Here is an 18,747-nt window from a genome sequence, read left to right on the forward strand (position 1 = left end):
TTAGCACTTTCCCGAAACCGGCGCAAATGTTAAGCACTTATGCCAAAAGGGAAAAAGTTACAAAACCTTATGACCAATCTGGGTGACTTGGAAATTTTTGCCAAGGTCGTTTCGACCGGCAGCATGTCGCTCGCCGGCCGCGCGCTCGGCTTTTCCCCTGCTGTCGTTTCCAAGCGCATCAAGCGACTGGAGGACCGGCTCGGCACGCGGCTTCTGCAGCGCACGACGCGACAGATTTCGCTGACTGAAGCCGGCCAGGGTTTCTACGATCGCGTCCTCGGTATTCTGGCGGGGCTGGAGGAGGCAGAGTTCTACATTTCCGGGCGTTCGACGCAGATGCATGGCACGCTGAAAATCTCCGCTCCCACCTCTTTCGGCCGCATGCATATCGCGCCGCATCTGAAGGTCTTCATGGAAGCACATCCGGAGCTCACCATTAACTTGGTACTGACCGACGAATTCAGCGATATCGTCGGCGGCGGCTTCGATCTTGCCATCCGGATCGCAGAGCTGACCGATTCCAGCCTTGTCGCGCGCCGGCTGGCGCCCGTGCGTCGCGTGCTCTGTGCCTCGCCTGATTATGTCGCCGCCCATGGCATGCCCAAGCATATCGAGGAGTTGAAACAGCATCGCTGTCTGCCGGCTCATAACAATGATGTCTGGCGGCTCGACGGCCCGGATGGGGCCTTAAGCATGCGGCCCGAAGGCATGCTCATTACCAATTCCAGCGAAGTGATCCGCGAAACGGTCATCGCCGGCCTCGGTATTGCGCTGCGTTCCACCTGGGATATCGGCGAGGAGCTAAAAAACGGCAAACTCGTGCAGGTGCTGCCGGCCTATGAGGGTTCGCACAATGTCACGCTCTCAGCGGTTTATCCAAGCCGGCAGTTTCTGCCGGCCAAGGTTCGGTTGTTCATCGATTTTCTGGCCGAGCTCTACGGCCCGGTCCCCTACTGGGAGCGCTGAGGCCGGCGAGCAGGGACTAATCCGCCAGCCGCTCGACGACGAGATCGAGAAGCGCCCTCAGCCGCGCCAGCCGCTTCATATCGCGGTGATAGCCGATCCAAGTATCGCGGCCGGGCGGCGCTTCGCCGAGATCGACAGGTTCGATGGCCGGGATGGCATCGCCAAGCGGGCGCGGCAGGACGGCAAGGCCGGCGCCTCTGGCACAGAGTGTCGCCTGCACATCGCGGTTATTACTGCGCATGGCGATATCCGCTTTTGGCAACAGCCTCTGCAACCAGCCGACGTCGGGCATGCCACCAAAGGCCTCGTCCATGGTGACGAGCCGGGCGCCTTTACCATCGCCCGCTACAGGATGCGGTAGACCGCGACGGATATAAAGGCCATAGTCTATATGCAGCAGCTTGCGGGATATGACCTCGGTCTCGGTGAAAGGCGCGATCCGGAAGACGATATCGGCTTCCCGGCGTGAGAGGCTGAGAAGCCGGCTGTCAGTCAGCAGTTCGACGACGACCTTGGGATAGGCAGCAGAGAACTCGGCCAGCACCGGCGAAAGAACATGCGCGCCGAACCAGTCTGACGAAGAGAGCCGCAGCAAGCCGTCGAGCTGCCTGCTCTGGCCGGCAAGCTCGCGCTCCAGCCCCAGTGCCTCCTCTTCCATGCGTTCGGCATGGGCGAAGACAGTCGTGCCTTCATCCGTCAGGACAAAACCGTCGGCAGTGCGCTGGAAGAGCGTCTGGCCAAGCGAAGTCTCAAGCGCCCGCAGGCGCCGGCCCATGGTCGGTTGCGTCAGCCCGAGGCTGCGCGCCGCGGCGCCGAGTGTTCCGAGGCGCGCGATTGCAAGAAAGAGTTTCAGATCGCTCCATTCCAATAGCATTGCCTTAAACAAAATTGCATGATCTTCATTCTGTATCTTTCATTTTCATTCATAATTCAATGAGTCATTCTGCGTCCAACAAACCAAGGAGAGTTCCATGAGCACGATGAAAGCCGCGCTTATCGAAGCGCAGAATTCAGAATTCAAGATTGCCGATATCGCAAGGCCAACGGCCCAGGCCGGCCAGATCCTCGTCCGCATCAAGGCGGCCGCACTCAATCCGCTGGATCTGAAGATTCGGGCCGGCGAGGCCGCGCATGCCCGTCACCCCCTGCCCGCCATCCTCGGCATCGATATGGCAGGTATCGTGGAAGCAGTCGGCCCCGGCGTCGAAGGCTTTCGCCCCGGTGACGAAGTCTACGGCATGACCGGTGGTGTCGGCGGCCTGCAGGGATCGCTTGCCGAATTTGCAGCCGTCGATGCCGATCTCGTGGCGCTCAAGCCGCGCAATCTCTCCATGCGTGAAGCAGCGGCCCTGCCGCTGATTGCAATTACCGCCTGGGAAGGCCTGGCGGAACGTACCCAGGTGAAAGCCGGACAAAAGGTGCTGGTCATCGGCGGTGGTGGCGGCGTCGGCCATATCGCCGTGCAGATGGCGGCTGCTGCCGGTGCCCAAGTCTTTGCCGTCGATGGCGGTTCGAAGGCCGAATATCTCCGCAGCATCGGGGCCACGCCGATCGACTATGCCAAGGAGACGACGGAAGATTATATTGCCCAGTATACCGACGGAAAAGGCTTCGACATCGTCTATGACACGATCGGCGGCAAGGGGCTCGACGCCGCCTTCCAGGCTGTCGCCAAGTTCGGCCATGTTGTCACCAGCCTGGGCTGGGGCACGCATTCGCTGGCACCGTTGTCGTTCAAGGGCGCTACCTATTCCGGCGTATTCACGCTGGCGCCGCTGCTGACGGGCGAAGATCGTGCCCATCATGGTGGGATCCTGAAGCAAATCGCAGCACGTGTCGAAGCCGGCTCGCTGATGCCGAATCTCGACCGGCGGCAATTTTCGCTCGGAGACGTCGGCGAAGCCTACCGGCTGCTCGAAAGCCGGCAGGCTGAAGGCAAAGTGGTCGTCGACATCTGACGACCTTCCGCAATTCCGGACGCAAAACCGCAATGCACTTTTGCTGGAATTGCTAGCCTGTTTTTGGCGCAATTCCGGACGCAAAACCGCAATGCACTTTTGCTGGAATTGCTCTAGCGCGCCAGATCGAGATAGGCGCTCGCAACCATCGCATCGATATCCGCCGGAACCGGCACGATGCAGGATTCAGCGCCGACGCCACGCTTTGCGACCCGCTCCAGGCAGCGAGCCTGCAAGGTAAAGCCGAGATCCATGGATTCCACGGAATTGCCAAGCGGACGCGAACCGGCCAGGTTGGCCATGTGGCCGCCACCGAGAACGTGGAATGACCGGCCGTCCTTCAGGTGGAAGGTCTCAATAAAATCGGCCTCGTAGCGATCGATATCAACGACATCGGGATGACTGCGAAAGGCGGCCACATCGATCTCATGCGGGAAATGCCCCCCGTTCATGAGGATTGCTCCGTCGTTGATCAGCGGCAGATCGGCTGCTGTGACGATGCCGGGGAAACCGGTGACGGTGGCGATCACGTCTGCCGAGCGGATGGCCTGTTCGCGCAACGGCGTGACGAAACCGTCGAGATGCGCCTCAAGGCTGGTGACGGGGTCGATATCGACAACGCTCACCGTCGAGAAGGCATTGCGGAAGGCGGCGGCCGTGCCCTTGCCGCAGGCGCCGTAACCGAAGACGGTGACGCGTTTGCCATTGGTGGAGCGGTTGGTAAAGCGCATGTAGCTTTCGAACAGGCTCTGGCCGACGGCGTGTTTGTTTTCTGCGAATTGCTTGATCGGGCTGTCATTGATGACGAGGATCGGCATGGCGAGCTTGTCGCGCATCGGCAGCAGGCGGGTCCGGCCGGAGGTCGTTTCTTCCGTCCCGCCGAGCAGATTGGCATAGGGCTTCTCGGCTGCGATCGCGAAGAGATCACCACCATTGTCGAGCAGGAGATCGGGCTTTTCGGCAAGGACGGCTTCAAGGCTTCGGTGATGGGCGACGAGATCGGTCGTTTGGGTTGCGAAGACGGTGATGCCTTGCGCACGCAGGAATTCCGCGGTTGCCGGCTGCGTACTGTTCAGATTGCCGGTGCAAATCAGGCGCGCGCCACCGGCCCGCAGGGTCATCAGCAGAGCGACAGTCTTCGGTTCCAGATGGATGCCGGTGCCGATCGAAAGACCGGCAAAGGGGCGTGTCTTTTCGAATTCCGCAGCCGTTGCCTTCAGCAGGCGGCAGCTATTGCTGATCCAGTCTATGCGTGTTGCAGGTTTTTCCATCTCATGCCCTTTCCTTTCCTCTGTTCTAGCGAGGCAGAGACAGGGCGGGCATGGAGATATTTCTGATGAAAGGGCAGAAAAACTGCCCTTTCAGGACGCGCCACCCGAGCGCAGCAGCCAGTTGCGGAGTGCTACGAAGGCTGGCCGTTTCGCATCTGATGCCCGGCAGCAGAGGCTGTAGCCGGTCGGCCGGCGGATGAAGCCGTAAGGTGCGACCAGAATGCCGCGGGCGAGATCGTCCTCGATCGAGGCTTTCGGCGCCACTGCAACACCGAGGCCGGCACGGGCCGCACCCACCGCCAAAAGAAGATCTTCGAACTCGCGGCGCCGGGAAAAGGCGACCGACGGCGTACCGCTTTCGGCAAACCATTCCGCCCAGAGTTTCGGCGCGCTTCGGCTGATAAGGATGTTTGCTTCCGCCAAGGCCGCGGCATCGCCTGCAAGTCTGGCCGCCATTGGCGGCGTTGCAACCGGGCCGAATTCGTCTTCCATGAAGCGTGTCTCGGTGACGCCGGCAGAAGATCTGATTTCGCCGCCCATAATCACGGCATCGAAATCCGGATGTTGCGACAAGGGCTCGACGACCGTCATCGGCACGATATCGATTTCGATATCGCCAAGACTTGCCTGCATGTCGGCCGCTCGCGGCATCAGCCACCAGACAGCAAAGGCCGAGGGCACGCCAAGGCGGATGCGCGTTCTATGTGCGTCTTCAAACTCAGCGGCGGCACGCTTCAATATCGTCAAGGCAGCGCTCGCGGCCTCGGCAAGGGCGCTCGCCCTCTCAGTCGGCACCAGCCTGCGGCCATCACGCACGAAGAGCTTGCTACCCAGGTGATCTTCGAGTGTCGATATCTGCTGTCGCACAGCGCCGCGCACCACACCCAGCTCTTCGGCTGCCTTCAGAATGCTGCCGTGACGACAGACAGCTTCAAAGGCGCGGATGGCGTTGAGGGGTGGGAGCCGCATGATCACGATACCTTGAAAAATGCTGGTGGAACAAATGATCGCGGCATTGATTAGGATGCCGCACCGGCCCATATTGTACAGCTGTGCAAGACGACGCCTTCAGGACAGGAAATGACGGAATTTCAGAACCTGCCCAGCTTCGATTTTCCTATGTACAATGAATCAAATCGTGTTCCGGTTCGTTCTGCACGTATGGATCGCGCAAGCTTTTCATACCATACTAATATAACACGACTCAGCTAAACGATCGCAAAGGTGACCCGACAATTGACCCTTCTTGCCCGCCTGGCTTCTGATGTGCAACTCATGTTTCGGCGTCCGCCGCGACAACAGTATGCTGCGCTGTGTTATCGGGTCAAAAAGAAGACGGGTGAGCTCGAAGTTCTGCTGATGACCAGCCGCGATACTGGGCGCTGGGTGATCCCCAAAGGCTGGCCGATGAACCGCAAATGTGCCTATGAAGTTGCGGCGCAGGAAGCCTTGGAAGAGGCTGGCGTACGCGGCACGGTAGAGACCGAAACGCTCGGCGATTATACCTACCCTAAGGTTTTGCGGGACGGCATGAAGGTGACTTGCAAGGTTCAGGTCTATGCCCTCGAAGTGACTGGCGTGGCGAAGAATTTCAAAGAAAAGGGCGAGCGAACTGTCGAGTGGGTTTCCTGCGACGAAGCGGTCAAGCGCGTCCAGGAATCCGAACTGCGCAATCTCTTCCTCGCTTTCAAACAGCGTATGGCCGAACGCCTTTCCAACGGCATTCCGAAACAAATTCCGGCGGAATGAGTCTTGCCATCTTGTGCTGCTAGAAAAGGCGGCGCAAAAGCAGGATCTAGCCAGGAAACAGAATGCCGCAACGCAACGCCGTCCTTACGAAACGCACGCTTGATAAGGACCTCGACAAGCTCACCCATGTCGAGGACGCGGCCAAATATGTTTCGCGACGGCTGGTCGCGCCGGGGCTTGGCCTGATCTTTCTCGGCCTCGCGATGCTTTTTGCCGGCGTTTACGTTTTCGACAGACCAGGGGCGGTCCTGGTGATTGCCGCCGCGGCCCTTGCCGCCTATATGGCGATGAATATCGGCGCCAACGACGTGACCAACAATGTGGGCGCGGCCGTCGGCGCGCGCGCCATCAGTATGAAGCAGGCGCTGATCATCGCCGCCATCTTCGAGGTGCTGGGCGCGACGATTGCCGGCGGCGACGTCGTCAAGACGATTTCCTCCAGTATCGTCGATACCGTGGTGGTGCCGCAGGCCATGCTCGGCTGGATCATGATGGCGGCGCTCACGGCTGCCGCACTCTGGATCAACCTCGCCACCTGGATGAATGCGCCGGTTTCGACGACGCACACGATCGTCGGCGCTGTGATCGGTGCCGGCATCGGAGCGGTCGGGCTCGAGCCGGTCAACTGGCGGGTGATGCTGGAAATCACCGCGAGCTGGATAACGTCGCCATTGATTGGCGGGCTGATCGCCGCGGGGCTCCTCTATCTGGTCAAGACCCTCATCGTCTATCGCGAGGACAAGATCGCCGCCGCCCGACAGTGGGTCCCCATCATGATCGCCACAATGGCTGGCGGTTTCATGGCCTATATGGTGCTGCAGCTCGCGCCGCAGGGACGGTACTCGCCGCTGACGATCCTCCTGATCGGCATCGGCATCGGTCTCGTCAGCTGGCTGGCCGCACGGCCGATCATCCTGCGGCAGGCGGAGAATCTCGAAAATCGCAACAGCTCGCTTCGCACGCTGTTCCACTTTCCGCTGATCGGGTCTGCGGCGCTGCTTTCCTTCGCACATGGCGCAAACGATGTTTCCAATGCGGTGGGTCCGCTTTCGGCGATCGTTCACTCGGCCGGCATCGGCGACGACGCGATGATCGGCCACTCACCGCTCTGGGTGATGCTCATCGGCGCTCTTGGAATCTCCGTCGGCCTCCTGCTTTTCGGGCCGCGGCTCATCCGGCTCGTCGGTGAGGAGATCACCAAGCTCAATCCGACGCGCGCCTATTGCGTAGCGCTATCGACCGCCTTCACGGTCATCGTCGCTTCGTGGCTCGGCCTGCCGGTCAGCACCACGCATATCGCCGTCGGCTCGGTGTTCGGTGTCGGCTTTTTCCGCGAGTGGTACACGCGCCATTCGAAGCGACGTATCGAATTCATACGCCGCAAGGCCGAAACCTTCGAGATCGAGGAGCCGGAGCCGAACGTTCATGAGGCCCGGCGCCGCTACCTGGTTCGCCGGTCGCATTTCATGACGATCGTCGGGGCGTGGATCATCACCGTGCCGATCTCTGCCGCGCTTGCGGCGGTGATTTATTGGGCTATGTTCGCGCTCTTCATGTGAATCAAGGTCTTAAGATGCGCGCCAATTTCCGCATGCAGCGGCTTTTCATCGATGCTCCTTTGTCAAAAGGTGCCGCCGTCGAGGCCAGTTCCGACCAGTTCAACTATCTCGCCAACGTGCTGCGTATGGAAGAGGGTGCGGAAATCCTCCTCTTCAACGGCCGCGACGGCGAATGGAAGGCGAGCCTTACCTTCCCGACCCGCAAACGCATCCTGCTCACGGCGAGCGAAGAGACCAGACCGCAGCCCGCCCCCTCCGACCTGCACTATCTCTTTGCGCCGCTGAAGGTCGGCCGCATGGATTATCTGGTGCAGAAGGCGGTGGAAATGGGCGCAGGCCTGTTGCAGCCGGTCATGACCCAGCATGTGCAAGGCAAGATCACCAATCTCGACAAGATCCGCGCCAATGTCATTGAAGCGGCGGAACAGTGCGGCATCCTCGGCATTCCCGATGTGGCCGAGCCCGTGCGGCTTGCCGATCTGCTCGACCGCTGGCCTGCGGACCGGCGCATCATCTATTGCGATGAGGGTGATGCCGGGCAGAACCCGCTGCCACTGCTTTCCAGGGTAACCGAAAGGAAGCTTGCGCTTCTCGTCGGCCCTGAAGGCGGCTTTTCGGAGGAAGAACGGGCGCGTCTACGCAGCCTCGATTTCGTGACCGCTATTCCGCTCGGGCCGCGCATCCTGCGTGCTGACACGGCAGCCGTCGCAGCCATGGCGGTGATACAGGCTGCCATCGGCGACTGGAATTGATCATCGAAGGTCGATCGGGCGGAAAGTGCCGCTATTTTTTTGATGACCTGTTGAAACAATTTCACTTGCAACTTGGCTGGCTTGGGCACTAATCACCCTTCCAATTATCCTGGCCCCGGCGCCTTCGAATACAGGTACTTTCATGGCTCGCGACACCACCGACCAGACGCCGATCTCTTCGGTTCAGGAGCTGACCGATTATCTCGCCGCCGGCAACAAGCCGAGGGACCGATTCCGCATTGGCACGGAACATGAGAAGTTCGTCTTCTTCCGCAAAGACAATAGTCCGGTTCCCTATTTTGGCGAAGCCAGCATTTCGGCGCTGCTGAAGGGCCTGCAGGCCAAGAGCGGCTGGGAGCCGATTACGGACGGCGACAATATCATCGGCCTTGCCGAGCAGAGTGGCATGGGCGCCATCTCGATCGAGCCCGGCGGCCAGTTCGAACTTTCGGGCGCACCGCTCGAAAACATTCACCAGACCTGCAAGGAATCCAACCACCATCTGGCGCAGGTGCGCGAGATCGCAGAGCCCATGGGCATCGGCTTCCTTGGGATCGGCGGCAGCCCGAAATGGACCTACGCGGAAACCCCGCATATGCCGAAGTCGCGCTACGAGATCATGACCAGCTACATGCCTGAGGTCGGCACCCGCGGTCTCGACATGATGTATCGCACCTGTACGATCCAGGTGAATCTCGACTTCTCCTCGGAAGAGGACATGCGCCGCAAGATGCGCGTGTCGATGAAGCTGCAGTCGCTGGCGACCGCGCTCTTCGCCTCCTCTCCCTTCACCGAAGGTAAGCCGAACGGTGCTCTTTCCTGGCGCGGCGATGTCTGGCGCGACGTGGACAACCAGCGCAGCGGCCTGCTCGACTTCACTTTCCGCGACGATTTCGGCTTCCGGGATTATGCCGAATGGGCGCTCGACGTACCCATGTATTTCGTCATGCGCGACGGGCACTATCACCGGGCAACCCACGTCACCTTCCGCCAATTCATGAACGGGGCGCTGAAAGGCGAGATCGCTGCGTATGAGCCGACGATGGGCGACTGGACGAACCATCTTTCGACGCTCTTCCCCGATGTTCGCCTGAAGCGATTTCTCGAAATGCGCGGTGCGGATGGCGGGCCGTGGCGGCGCATCTGTGCCCTGCCGGCCTTCTGGGTCGGACTGCTCTATGACGATACTGCTCTTGAGGCCGCCGACGAACTGACGAAGGACTGGGGCTTTGTCGAAGTGAATGCGTTGCGCAACGCGGTGCCGGAAGAGGGTCTCAAGGCCGAGTTCCGCGGACATGCGCTGATCGACACGGCGCGTGAGGTCCTCAATATTTCCCGCGCCGGCCTGAAAGCACGCAACAGGCTGAATGGCGACGGCGTCGACGAGAGCATCTTCCTGGCACCACTCGACGAGGTTCTGGCCAAGAAGGCGACACTCGCCGAGGACCTGCTGGCGCTCTATCACGGCCGCTGGAACGGCTCGGTCGAGCCAGTCTTCCAAGAATATCAATACTAAAAGGCGGTTCGCCCTTTCCAAAAAGCCGTTTGCGCATTCGCATTTCGAGCTATAGTAGCACGAACATGCGCCGCTATCCGGGAAAGGGACTTTCATGCTGCCACTTTTCGACATGATGATGCAGGCGCAAAACGGGGCGGCGATGGATGCCATCGCCAAGCAGTTCAACCTCGCGCAGGAGCAGGCGACCAAGGCGATGGCCGCGCTGACGCCGGCCTTTTCCGCGGGCCTTAAGCGCAGCACCAGCAATCCTTACGATTTCGCCGGCCTCATGCAGGCGGTGGCGTCGGGCAATTATGCCAAATATTTCGAGGACATGAGCAAGGCTTTCACCCCCGAAGGCATTTCCGACGGCAATAACGTCCTTTCCCAGCTTTTTGGATCGAAGGAAGTCTCGCGCGCCATTGCCGCACAGGCGGCGCAGATGACCGGCATCGGCCAGGAAATCTACAAGCAGATGCTGCCGGTCATGGCAGGTACGCTGATGGGCGGGCTCTTCAAGCAATCGACCGGTCAGATGGCCTCGCCGGTCAATCCTTTCGTCAATACTGCCATGGGCGAGACGATCCAGAAATGGCTTGAGAGCACCGGCTTCGCGCCGAAACCGAAGACGACACCCGAACCCAGCATTTTCGATAATCCGTTCACCCAGGCCATGCAGCTGATGTTCAGCGTGCCGAAACCGGCGCCCCAGCCGCAACAACCCGTCAACCCTTTCCTGGACAATCCCTTCGCTAAGGCATTCCAGGAGATGATGGCAGGGCTTCAGCAGCCGGCTGCAAAGGCTCCGGAGCCGCCGAAGGAAGAACCGAAAGCCGAAAACGACAGCTATAGCGAGATGCTGAACGCCATGTTCGACAGTGGTCTCGAGGTGCAGAAGAGCTATCAGAAGAGCCTCGAGGCGATCTTCGAAGCCTATCGGCCAAAGACGGCGCCCTCCCCTGAAAACAATGCTCCCGCCGGTCCCTCCACAACAGGCAAGCCATAAAAAAAACCCGGAGATGGCTTGGGAAAGCCGATCACCGGGTTAAGCAGCAGGGCTATTGGCTATCACCCTGCGGGGAAACGCCTGCGTTCAGTCCCTGTAGGGGCGCATGACCGCAATACGCCAGCGGCGCTTGGCCGCCTGCGTCAGATGCTCCGACGGATCTTCGAAGAAGGTCGAAGCCAGAAATGCGGAGGTGACATCGGCCCGCGTCAGGCCGATATCCCGCAACTGATTGTCATCAAGGTCGTAAAGCCCATTCACCTGCGAGCGATTGCGCACGATGCGAAGGGCGGTTGCCAGCGGCGCAAGGCCAGCCATAAGACGCTGGGTGAACGTCGGGGCGAGCTTGCCGCAGTCGAGTTCTAGTGTCTGTTCATGAGTGCGCATCGAACTCTCCTTTCTTCGGGGCGCAGAACAGCCCACCCCGCCTGCGAGGTCGTGCAGGAAGGGCAAAGCTGCTCACAGGCTGGACAGGCAGGGTGTCTGTCCTTCACTTTGCTTGATTTGCATCCCGAAGATGCCAAAGACCTATTGATCAGTCCAACGAATGTTTCTAATGATTAACATCAGAGATCTTTATGGATGGACAAGATCATGTCGGCGCCCCTTGATATCGACCAGTTGCAGACTTTCATCGCAATCGTGGACTCCGGCAGCTTCACCAAAGCGGCCGACAAGGTCTACAAGACACAGTCCGCCGTCTCCATGCAGATGCGGCGCTTGGAAGAACGCATCGGCAAGCAGCTCTTCATCAAGGACGGCCGCGGCAACCGGCTGACGGTCGAAGGTGAAAAGCTGCTCAATTACGCGCGCCGCATCATCCGCCTGAACAACGAGGCGATCGCCGCCTTCGACGACAACAGGCTGGAAGGCACTCTGCGCATCGGCACGCCCGACGATTATGCCGACCGCTACATGCCCGAGATCATCGGCCGCTTTGCCAAGACGCATCCGAATGTCGAGCTCTATATCGTCTGCGAACCATCGGTGGATCTCGCAGATCGCATGCACAAGGGAGAGCTCGATATCGCGCTCGTCACCCACAACCCGCGCGAACGCATTTCAGACGTGGTGCGCACGGAGCCGCTCTGCTGGGTGAGCTCCGCCAACCACCCGATCCGCGACGATGCGCCGGTGCCGCTTGCCGTCGGCCGTCGCGATTGCCAGTGGCGCCAGCTCGCCTGCTCGGCGCTCGATGCCGTCGGCCGTGAATATCAGGTCCTGTTCACGAGTTGGTCCTGCACTGTGGTCGCCTCCGCCGTCCTCGCCGGGATGGCGGTATCGGTCATGCCGGAATCAGCACTGCGGACAGGCATGAAAGTCTTGAGCCAGGCAGACGGTTTCCCGCCGCTGCCACCGGTGCAGATCGGCATCATGAAGCGGCCCGGCGTTTCGCTGTCGCTGATGAACGCGATCACCGCGCACATCACCGCCTGTCTCGATAACATCACGCCGACCGTCATCGAAGACGGTCTGGAACAGGATATGAGGACGGGCTCCTCCCGCCACTATCCGCGGCTGAAGGCTGCTGCCAGCATGATGCCAAGCTGGTGATATTGAGGCTGGCGATATTAGGCCGCTGAAGCTGAGGTCGGAGCAAATAGAGAGGCGCGGATGGCGCGCTTCCATTCGTCGAGAATGCGCTCCCCGAAGCCATCTTCGCTCAGCACTGCAAGGCGGATGGCCGCGCCGATCAGGTGGCTGAAAAGGTAAGTGCGCGCTTTCATCTGCTCATCGCAAGATTCCGGTGCCAGGCGGCGGACAGCGGCTTGAAAGATCTCGGCGACTTGGCCGCTATGCTCGATGTTTAGGCGCAGGAGATCCTGATCCGTCTCCGTTCCCATCCAGACGCCAAGATAGGCGGCATCGTTGCGGTATTCGGCATAATACCAGTCGATCACCGCGGAGATCAGGTCGAGAGCTTCGTCCAAGGACCGAACATCCGCGAACATTTGGGCCGTCTTCTGCTGGATCGCCTGCGCATGGCGGTCGAACAGCGCTTTGACGATCGCCGCCTTTTCGGGGAAATACTGATAGACCGAACCGATCGGAACGTTCGCGGCGACGGCAAGCTCGGTCATCCGCATGGCGCTGACGCCCTTTTCGGCGATGATGGTGGCTGCGGCGTTGAGGATGAGGTCCAGCCGCTGGATGCTTCGCTCCTGTTTCGGCTTCCTGCGAAGAGCAATGCGATCCGAAATATCCGCGATCATGTGGTCCCCATCTGTCTCGTTATCGAGCGGCCGAACTGGTGTGTCACGCCGGCGCTTCGGGCCGATATGACATGCAGGTATTCATCCGTCGTAAATGGAAATGGTCGGATTTTAGGCAATGGCAAGAGGCTGGGGAAAACGGGGCATTGCGCCCCGTTTTGGTCCGCGTGAGAGGGCCTCTCAACACCTCGTTCAGCAAGACCAGCTGAGCATACGTCATCAAACCTGTATCGTCTTTCGGCACAATGCCGAAGCTTGGGGCCGAAGCTTGGGGCCGAAGCTTGGGTCAGGCGAGGTTCCGCTTCAGAAACTCGACCGTACGGCCCCAGGCGAGATCGGCCGCTGCCTTGTCATAGCGGGCAGCCGAGGTATCGTTGTTGAAGGCGTGGTTGACGCCGTCGTAGACGTAAATCTCGAATTTTTTGCCATTCTCCTCCAGCGCCTTCCTGTAGGCATCGATGCCCGCATTGATGCGATCATCGAGGCCGGCATAGTGGAGCAGCAGCGCCGCCTTGATGTTGTGAACGTCAGAGGCCGGCGGCTGTGCACCGTAATAGGCCACGCCTGCCTTCAGCTCGGGCGACTTGACCGCGAGGTTGTTGACCGCACCACCGCCCCAGCAAAAGCCGATCGCGCCGACATTGCCGTTCGCCGTGTCGAGCTTGGAGAGGTAGATGACCGTCGCCTCGCCATTTGCGGTAACCGTGGCCGCATCGAGCTTGCTGAACATGTCGCGCGCCTGATCCTCGTTCTCAGGTGTGCCACCCTGCGGCGACAGGAAATCTGGCGCGAGCGCCACAAAGCCTTCGAGCGCCATGCGGCGGGCGACATCGCGGATATGCGGATTGAGGCCGCGGTTCTCATGGATGACGATGACGGCGCCGAGCTTGCCGGAGGCATTCTTCGGCTGCACCAGATAACCTTTCATGTCACCGCCGCTACCGGGATAGGTAATATCCTTACCGGTGAGGCGATCGTCATTTTCGGCGACGACCTCGGCGGCTGCCTTGTTGGCGGCCAAGAGCGGCGCGATTGCCGCGGCCGCGGTTGCCGAGCCGGCAAGCTTCGTGAGCTTGTCCATGAAGCTGCGGCGATCCAGCGTCAGATGCGTATATTCATCATAGGCATTGATCATTGCCTGCGTAATGACGGGCTTTTCCATGACGGACCTCCTTGTTTCCACCCCATGCCCAATCGGCAAAGGGGAACATAGGTCAGCGGCCGATAACGGAGGAACAAAACTGTGTTACCGACCTACCTGTAAAAATCACCCCGGATCAGGAGAATAGCATCCAGCCGGCGAGCCAGGCCCACATGGCAGCTAACACCACGAAGCCGGCGGCGAAGAGCGGGCTGCGATAGCGCAGATCGTTGCTGGTGACATGCACATAGGCATGGGCATATCGCAGGGTGACGAAAAGCCAGGCAAGCACGACGGCCGCCAGATTATCCGCCTCAGTGATATAAAGAAGAATGCTGCAGGCATAGAAGAGCACCGGCAGCTCGAACTGGTTGGAAAGGCTGTTCTTGACGAAAAGGCATTCGGCTGGTTCATCGCGGTTCTCACGAAAATCGGATTTCCTGATCCGTCCTTCGCGCACCGCTTTGCCGCGGCGCATGCCGAGCAGCCCATAGAGGATATAGACCAGCAGGACGTGGGCAAGCAGAGGCCAGAACATCTCGTAGCCAGTCATCAATCATTCCTTCTTTCGGCGACTGCCGGAGCAGTAGCGGAAAGACCTGCCGGATGCCAGAGCCGTGATGGCCCGCCGTGGAGCGGGCCGTCTTCAGGGTCAGACCTGGGCGATACCGCCGTCGACGAAGATCTCGGCGCCGGTGATGAAGCTCGATTCTTCTGTCGCGAGGAAGAGGGCCGTTGCGGCGATTTCTTCCGGGCGGCCGACGCGCCCCATCGGAACCTGCGATGCCATATAGTCCAGGAGGCCCTGCTGCTCGGCCTTGTCCTGACCCGCGAGTTCAACGAGACCTGTCGTTTCGGTCGGCCCCGGGCTCAGCGTGTTGATGCGGATGCCGCGATCCTTCAGGTCGAGGATCCAGTTGCGAGAGAAGTTACGGATCGCGGCCTTCGAGGCAGCGTAGACGCTAAAGGCCGGTGTGCCTGAAACCCCCGCCGTCGAGCCGGTCAGGATGACTGACGAACCTTGCCCAAGCAGGGGCAGCGCCTTCTGCACCGTAAAGAGCACGCCTTTCACGTTACGCCCGAAGGTATCGTCATACTGCTCCTCGGTGATTGCGCCGAGCGGGGCAAACGAGCCCCCACCGGCATTGACGAAAAGCACGTCGATGCGGCCGGCCTCTGCCTTCACCTGTTCATAGAGGCGGTCGAGATCAGCAAGCTTTGCCGAGTCTGCCTGAATTCCGGTGACATTGCCGCCGATTTCGGCAACAGCCGCATCAAGCACTTCCTTTCTGCGGCCGGTAATGAAAAGCCGTGCACCTTCGGCTGCGAAGCGCTTTGCGGTGGCCAGGCCGATACCTGATGTTGCGCCGGTGATGACCGCAATCTTCCCATTCAGTCTCTGTGTCCCATTCAGTGTCTGGCTCATTGTCGTCGTCTCCTGTTGCGTTCGACTGAGCAGAAGATGTGGACGCGCCCCTTGTTTCTGAATAGAAACAAATGAAAGGTATCATTGCAGGAATGAAATGATGGGTTTTCCCGATTTCGAGGGGCTGGCGATGTTTGCCAAGGTTGCAGAAGAGCGTTCTTTCGCTCGTGCCGCCAAGGCGCTCGGCGTTTCCGTGCCGACCGTATCGAGGGCGGTCAGCAGGCTGGAAAACCGGCTCGGCGCGCGGCTCTTCAACCGCACATCGCGGCAACTGGCGCTGACCGATTTCGGGCTGCGGCTGGTCGACCGCGCCCAGCGCATCTATGCGGAGGCGGAAGCGGCAGAGAATGCGGCTCGCGAACTCTCCAGTCAGCCGCGCGGGCTGATCCGCCTTGCGGTGCCGATGGTTTTCGGGCGGCAGTGGCTGGCGCCGATCCTGCCCGATTTCTTCGAGCTTTATCCCGATGTTTCGATCGATATGCATATGAGCGATGCGGTGGTCGATCTGGTGGGCGAAGGCTTCGATGCAGCGCTGCGCATCGCCGTCCTGCCGGATTCCTCTCTAGTGGCCAAACGGCTGGCGCCGGTGGCACCTTTCATCCTGGCAGCCCCCTCCTATCTCGAGAAATATGGTTCCCCGCAGCACCCGCGCGAGCTTGCCGCCCATCATTGCCTCGGCTACGCCTATCGGCCGCGGCAGGATATCTGGCGCTTCAGCAACAAGGCGGGAGAGGAGGAGATCGTCGTGCCGAACGGGCCGCTCAGGGCGACCAATTCGGAGGCGCTGATCCCGATGGCGTTACGCGGTCTCGGCATTGTCGAGCTGCCGGAATTCATGGCTTATGAGTATCTGATCGATGGACGGCTGAAAGCGATCCTCACCGATTGGACCCTGCCGAAAGGGGCCGTCTATTTCGTCACGCCATCAGCACGTGCGCGTCCGGCAAAAGTGGAGGCGCTTGCAGAGTTTTTCGCCGCAAGGCTCTCACATCCGACATGGCGCTGGCCGCAATAAAGGCTCAGTTTTCACGCGACCAACGGAGAATCGCGCCCCTCGCGATCAGAATGGCACAGACTGCAAGGCTTGCAAATTTCAGCTTCGTCATCCACGGCAGGATCTGTGCGGCAAGTCCTGCCGCGCCGCTGTCGCTGAAGGCCACCAGGCTCGAGATGTTTTCGCCGTAGTCGGCAAGCCCGTATATGAAGGGCAGGATGTAGGTGATACGGCCGAGCAGGCGGGGTGCCGGCCGGCCGCGCCATGTCCCGATCGGGCCGAGCCGCAGGAAAATCAGGAATAGAAGGGCTGTCAGCAAAGCCGGAAAGACGAGTTCCGGGCCGAAATACATGGCCCGGAGAATGCGGCTCGCCGTCTCGTTCCGATCGAGCAGCGTCTGCATATGGAAGACGGCGGACTCGTCATAGCCTGCAAAATATGTATCGAGCACTGCCTGCCCGGTCTCATGCTCGAAGGGCATGGTGAAGCCGAAGGTGGTCCAGCCGAGGACGACGAGGCAGAGGGCTGCGAGCAGCGCGATGATCCAGAGCGGAATCGAGCTGCTCGACTTCATTGTCAGGCGCCGGCGCCCGGATAGTTCGGGCTTTCGCGGGTGATGGTCACGTCATGCGGATGGCTCTCACGCAGACCGGCGCTGGAGATGCGCACGAAGGTAGCACGCTCCTGGAACTCCTTGATGTCCTTGCCGCCGACGTAACCCATGGCAGCCTTGAGACCGCCTGCGAGCTGATGCAGGACGCCGGACACGGGACCCTTGTAAGGCACCTGGCCCTCGATGCCTTCAGGCACAAGCTTCAGCGTGTCGCGCACTTCCGCCTGGAAGTAGCGGTCCGCCGAACCGCGGGCCATGGCGCCGACGGAGCCCATGCCGCGATAGGCCTTGAAGGAGCGGCCCTGATAGAGATAGACCTCGCCCGGGCTTTCATCGGTGCCGGCGAGCAGGGAGCCGACCATGACGGCAGAAGCGCCCGAAGCAATCGCCTTCGCCACATCGCCCGAGAACTTGATGCCGCCGTCGGCGATCACGGGAATACCCTGATCCTTTGCGGCCTCGACCGCCGACATGATGGCGGCAAGCTGCGGAACGCCGACGCCGGCGACGATGCGCGTCGTGCAGATCGAACCCGGCCCGATACCGACCTTGACGACGTCGGCACCGGAATCGATCAGCGCCTTGGTGCCGTCATAGGTCGCGACGTTGCCGGCCATGATGCGAACGGAATTGGAGAGCTTCTTGACGCGGCCGACGGCTTCCAGAACACGCGCCGAATGACCGTGCGCGGTATCGACGACGAGCAGGTCGACACCTGCATCGATCAGCCGTTCGGCGCGCTCGAAACCATCGTCACCAACACCGACGGCAGCAGCAGCCCGCAGGCGGCCCTGCGCATCCTTCGATGCGTTCGGGTTCAGCTGCGCCTTTTCGATATCCTTGACGGTGATGAGACCGACGCAGCGGCCCTCGCCATCGACCACCAGCAGCTTTTCGATGCGATGGGAGTGCAACAGACGCTTGGCCTCTTGCTGATCGACGCTTTCCTTGACCGTCACGAGATTTTCGCGGGTCATAAGTTCGAAGATCTTCTGGGTCGGATCGGATGCAAAGCGGACGTCGCGATTGGTGAGGATGCCGACGAGAAGGCCGGACTTTTCGACGACCGGAATGCCGGAGATACCGTGCATCTTCATCAGCGCCAGGGCGTCGGCAAGCGTCGCGTCGGGGCCGATCGTCACCGGATTGACGACCATGCCGCTTTCGAACTTCTTGACCTGGCGAACCTGCTCTGCCTGTTCAGCCGGCGTCAGGTTCTTATGAATGACGCCGAGGCCGCCGGCCTGTGCCATGGCGATCGCCAGACGGCCTTCGGTGACGGTGTCCATCGCCGCCGAGATGATCGGGATATTCAGCTCGAAGTCCGGTGCAAGGCGTGTTGCCACGCTCGTCTGGCCGGGGAGGACTTCGGAATGACCGGGTTGCAGCAGCACGTCATCGAAGGTGAGTGCGTCCAGTCCGGTTGGCGTTTCAATGATGCGAGCCATGGCCAAATTCCTTCAAGAAAGAAAAATGCAACCCACCCGGTACGAATCGTCCGCACCGGCGGTGTGCATGAGTTTATGGAAGTTGGCGAGGGCTGGTAACACGTCTATGACAGGAAGGAAATAGCAAAAAAGCCGGGAAAATAGCCAAGCCTA

At 60.4% G+C, this 18,747-nt stretch carries 19 protein-coding genes; 9 read left to right on the forward strand and 10 right to left on the reverse strand.

The window, feature by feature from the left end:
* Positions 1–69: 69 nt before the first annotated feature.
* Entirely contained in the window at positions 70–966 is an 897-nt protein-coding gene (locus tag FHT92_RS05090) for a LysR family transcriptional regulator (RefSeq protein ID WP_183749072.1), read from the forward strand.
* Positions 967–982: 16 nt separating this feature from the next.
* Here the strand turns inward: FHT92_RS05090 and FHT92_RS05095 are convergent, their stop codons facing one another.
* Positions 983–1,834 carry a LysR family transcriptional regulator gene (locus FHT92_RS05095; RefSeq protein WP_183822965.1) on the reverse strand — a complete coding sequence of 284 codons (852 nt, stop codon included), beginning with the start codon at positions 1,832–1,834 and terminating at the stop codon, positions 983–985.
* A 103-nt stretch (positions 1,835–1,937) separates the two neighbouring features.
* Between FHT92_RS05095 and FHT92_RS05100 the strand changes: the two genes are divergently transcribed.
* Positions 1,938–2,924 (forward strand): zinc-dependent alcohol dehydrogenase family protein, encoded by a 987-nt coding sequence (locus FHT92_RS05100; RefSeq protein WP_183822967.1) that lies wholly within the window; start codon positions 1,938–1,940, stop codon positions 2,922–2,924.
* A 113-nt stretch (positions 2,925–3,037) separates the two neighbouring features.
* Here the strand turns inward: FHT92_RS05100 and FHT92_RS05105 are convergent, their stop codons facing one another.
* Entirely contained in the window at positions 3,038–4,195 is a 1,158-nt protein-coding gene (locus FHT92_RS05105) for an adenosylhomocysteinase (RefSeq protein ID WP_183822969.1), read from the reverse strand.
* A 90-nt stretch (positions 4,196–4,285) separates the two neighbouring features.
* Positions 4,286–5,164: a LysR substrate-binding domain-containing protein gene (locus tag FHT92_RS05110; RefSeq protein WP_183822971.1), complete on the reverse strand. Its 879-nt coding sequence runs from the start codon at positions 5,162–5,164 to the stop codon at positions 4,286–4,288.
* Between the two features lie 267 nt (positions 5,165–5,431).
* Between FHT92_RS05110 and FHT92_RS05115 the strand changes: the two genes are divergently transcribed.
* From FHT92_RS05115 to FHT92_RS05135, 5 genes are all read left to right on the forward strand, one after another.
* Positions 5,432–5,944 carry an NUDIX hydrolase gene (locus FHT92_RS05115; protein WP_183822973.1) on the forward strand — a complete coding sequence of 171 codons (513 nt, stop codon included), beginning with the start codon at positions 5,432–5,434 and terminating at the stop codon, positions 5,942–5,944.
* Between the two features lie 62 nt (positions 5,945–6,006).
* On the forward strand, positions 6,007–7,503 hold the full coding sequence (locus FHT92_RS05120; protein ID WP_183822975.1) for an inorganic phosphate transporter: 1,497 nt from the start codon (positions 6,007–6,009) through the stop codon (positions 7,501–7,503).
* A 14-nt stretch (positions 7,504–7,517) separates the two neighbouring features.
* The gene (locus FHT92_RS05125) at positions 7,518–8,255 is read left to right on the forward strand and encodes a 16S rRNA (uracil(1498)-N(3))-methyltransferase (RefSeq protein WP_183822977.1); all 738 of its coding nucleotides are present in this window, start codon (positions 7,518–7,520) and stop codon (positions 8,253–8,255) included.
* Between the two features lie 142 nt (positions 8,256–8,397).
* Positions 8,398–9,771 (forward strand): glutamate--cysteine ligase, encoded by a 1,374-nt coding sequence (locus tag FHT92_RS05130; RefSeq protein ID WP_183822979.1) that lies wholly within the window; start codon positions 8,398–8,400, stop codon positions 9,769–9,771.
* Positions 9,772–9,865: 94 nt separating this feature from the next.
* Positions 9,866–10,759, forward strand: a complete 894-nt coding sequence (locus FHT92_RS05135) for a DUF937 domain-containing protein (protein ID WP_183822981.1) — start codon at positions 9,866–9,868, stop codon at positions 10,757–10,759.
* A gap of 87 nt (positions 10,760–10,846) precedes the next feature.
* On the opposite strand, the gene FHT92_RS05140 is transcribed toward FHT92_RS05135, so the two are convergent.
* Positions 10,847–11,146 carry a DUF1127 domain-containing protein gene (locus FHT92_RS05140; protein WP_183749063.1) on the reverse strand — a complete coding sequence of 100 codons (300 nt, stop codon included), beginning with the start codon at positions 11,144–11,146 and terminating at the stop codon, positions 10,847–10,849.
* A 207-nt stretch (positions 11,147–11,353) separates the two neighbouring features.
* Here FHT92_RS05140 and FHT92_RS05145 point away from each other — a divergent pair, with 207 nt between their 5' ends.
* On the forward strand, positions 11,354–12,313 hold the full coding sequence (locus FHT92_RS05145) for a LysR substrate-binding domain-containing protein (RefSeq protein WP_210278346.1): 960 nt from the start codon (positions 11,354–11,356) through the stop codon (positions 12,311–12,313).
* Between the two features lie 17 nt (positions 12,314–12,330).
* Here the strand turns inward: FHT92_RS05145 and FHT92_RS05150 are convergent, their stop codons facing one another.
* From FHT92_RS05150 to FHT92_RS05165, 4 genes are all read right to left on the reverse strand, one after another.
* Entirely contained in the window at positions 12,331–12,972 is a 642-nt protein-coding gene (locus tag FHT92_RS05150; protein WP_183822985.1) for a TetR/AcrR family transcriptional regulator, read from the reverse strand.
* Positions 12,973–13,258: 286 nt separating this feature from the next.
* Complete coding sequence (locus FHT92_RS05155; protein WP_183822986.1) at positions 13,259–14,134, reverse strand: dienelactone hydrolase family protein; 876 nt, start codon at positions 14,132–14,134, stop codon at positions 13,259–13,261.
* A 115-nt stretch (positions 14,135–14,249) separates the two neighbouring features.
* Positions 14,250–14,666, reverse strand: coding sequence for an MAPEG family protein (locus tag FHT92_RS05160; RefSeq protein WP_183749059.1), 417 nt, complete (start codon positions 14,664–14,666; stop codon positions 14,250–14,252).
* Between the two features lie 99 nt (positions 14,667–14,765).
* Positions 14,766–15,539 carry an SDR family oxidoreductase gene (locus tag FHT92_RS05165; RefSeq protein ID WP_183822988.1) on the reverse strand — a complete coding sequence of 258 codons (774 nt, stop codon included), beginning with the start codon at positions 15,537–15,539 and terminating at the stop codon, positions 14,766–14,768.
* Between the two features lie 97 nt (positions 15,540–15,636).
* Here FHT92_RS05165 and FHT92_RS05170 point away from each other — a divergent pair, with 97 nt between their 5' ends.
* Positions 15,637–16,554 carry a LysR family transcriptional regulator gene (locus FHT92_RS05170; protein ID WP_183822990.1) on the forward strand — a complete coding sequence of 306 codons (918 nt, stop codon included), beginning with the start codon at positions 15,637–15,639 and terminating at the stop codon, positions 16,552–16,554.
* 4 nt (positions 16,555–16,558) lie between these two features.
* Here the strand turns inward: FHT92_RS05170 and FHT92_RS05175 are convergent, their stop codons facing one another.
* Positions 16,559–17,107, reverse strand: coding sequence for a hypothetical protein (locus tag FHT92_RS05175; protein WP_183822992.1), 549 nt, complete (start codon positions 17,105–17,107; stop codon positions 16,559–16,561).
* Positions 17,108–17,109: 2 nt separating this feature from the next.
* Positions 17,110–18,594, reverse strand: coding sequence for an IMP dehydrogenase (gene guaB / locus FHT92_RS05180; protein ID WP_183749056.1), 1,485 nt, complete (start codon positions 18,592–18,594; stop codon positions 17,110–17,112).
* Between the last annotated feature and the right edge of the window lie 153 nt (positions 18,595–18,747).

It is taken from the genome of Rhizobium sp. BK377 (genome assembly GCF_014193935.1).
Classification (GTDB): Bacteria; Pseudomonadota; Alphaproteobacteria; order Rhizobiales; family Rhizobiaceae; genus Rhizobium.

What these genes read in the sequence shown, in the direction of transcription:
- FHT92_RS05130 (WP_183822979.1), top strand. Translation starts at nt 8,398, where the DNA reads ATGGCTCGCGACACCACCGACCAGACGCCGATCTCTTCGGTTCAGGAG.
- guaB (WP_183749056.1), bottom strand. Translation starts at nt 18,594, where the DNA reads ATGGCTCGCATCATTGAAACGCCAACCGGACTGGACGCACTCACCTTC.
- FHT92_RS05105 (WP_183822969.1), bottom strand. Translation starts at nt 4,195, where the DNA reads ATGGAAAAACCTGCAACACGCATAGACTGGATCAGCAATAGCTGCCGC.
- FHT92_RS05090 (WP_183749072.1), top strand. Translation starts at nt 70, where the DNA reads ATGACCAATCTGGGTGACTTGGAAATTTTTGCCAAGGTCGTTTCGACC.
- FHT92_RS05155 (WP_183822986.1), bottom strand. Translation starts at nt 14,134, where the DNA reads ATGGAAAAGCCCGTCATTACGCAGGCAATGATCAATGCCTATGATGAA.
- FHT92_RS05135 (WP_183822981.1), top strand. Translation starts at nt 9,866, where the DNA reads ATGCTGCCACTTTTCGACATGATGATGCAGGCGCAAAACGGGGCGGCG.
- FHT92_RS05140 (WP_183749063.1), bottom strand. Translation starts at nt 11,146, where the DNA reads ATGCGCACTCATGAACAGACACTAGAACTCGACTGCGGCAAGCTCGCC.
- FHT92_RS05125 (WP_183822977.1), top strand. Translation starts at nt 7,518, where the DNA reads ATGCGCGCCAATTTCCGCATGCAGCGGCTTTTCATCGATGCTCCTTTG.
- FHT92_RS05145 (WP_210278346.1), top strand. Translation starts at nt 11,354, where the DNA reads ATGTCGGCGCCCCTTGATATCGACCAGTTGCAGACTTTCATCGCAATC.
- FHT92_RS05120 (WP_183822975.1), top strand. Translation starts at nt 6,007, where the DNA reads ATGCCGCAACGCAACGCCGTCCTTACGAAACGCACGCTTGATAAGGAC.
- FHT92_RS05100 (WP_183822967.1), top strand. Translation starts at nt 1,938, where the DNA reads ATGAGCACGATGAAAGCCGCGCTTATCGAAGCGCAGAATTCAGAATTC.
- FHT92_RS05170 (WP_183822990.1), top strand. Translation starts at nt 15,637, where the DNA reads ATGATGGGTTTTCCCGATTTCGAGGGGCTGGCGATGTTTGCCAAGGTT.
- FHT92_RS05165 (WP_183822988.1), bottom strand. Translation starts at nt 15,539, where the DNA reads ATGAGCCAGACACTGAATGGGACACAGAGACTGAATGGGAAGATTGCG.
- FHT92_RS05110 (WP_183822971.1), bottom strand. Translation starts at nt 5,164, where the DNA reads ATGCGGCTCCCACCCCTCAACGCCATCCGCGCCTTTGAAGCTGTCTGT.
- FHT92_RS05150 (WP_183822985.1), bottom strand. Translation starts at nt 12,972, where the DNA reads ATGATCGCGGATATTTCGGATCGCATTGCTCTTCGCAGGAAGCCGAAA.
- FHT92_RS05160 (WP_183749059.1), bottom strand. Translation starts at nt 14,666, where the DNA reads ATGACTGGCTACGAGATGTTCTGGCCTCTGCTTGCCCACGTCCTGCTG.
- FHT92_RS05175 (WP_183822992.1), bottom strand. Translation starts at nt 17,107, where the DNA reads ATGAAGTCGAGCAGCTCGATTCCGCTCTGGATCATCGCGCTGCTCGCA.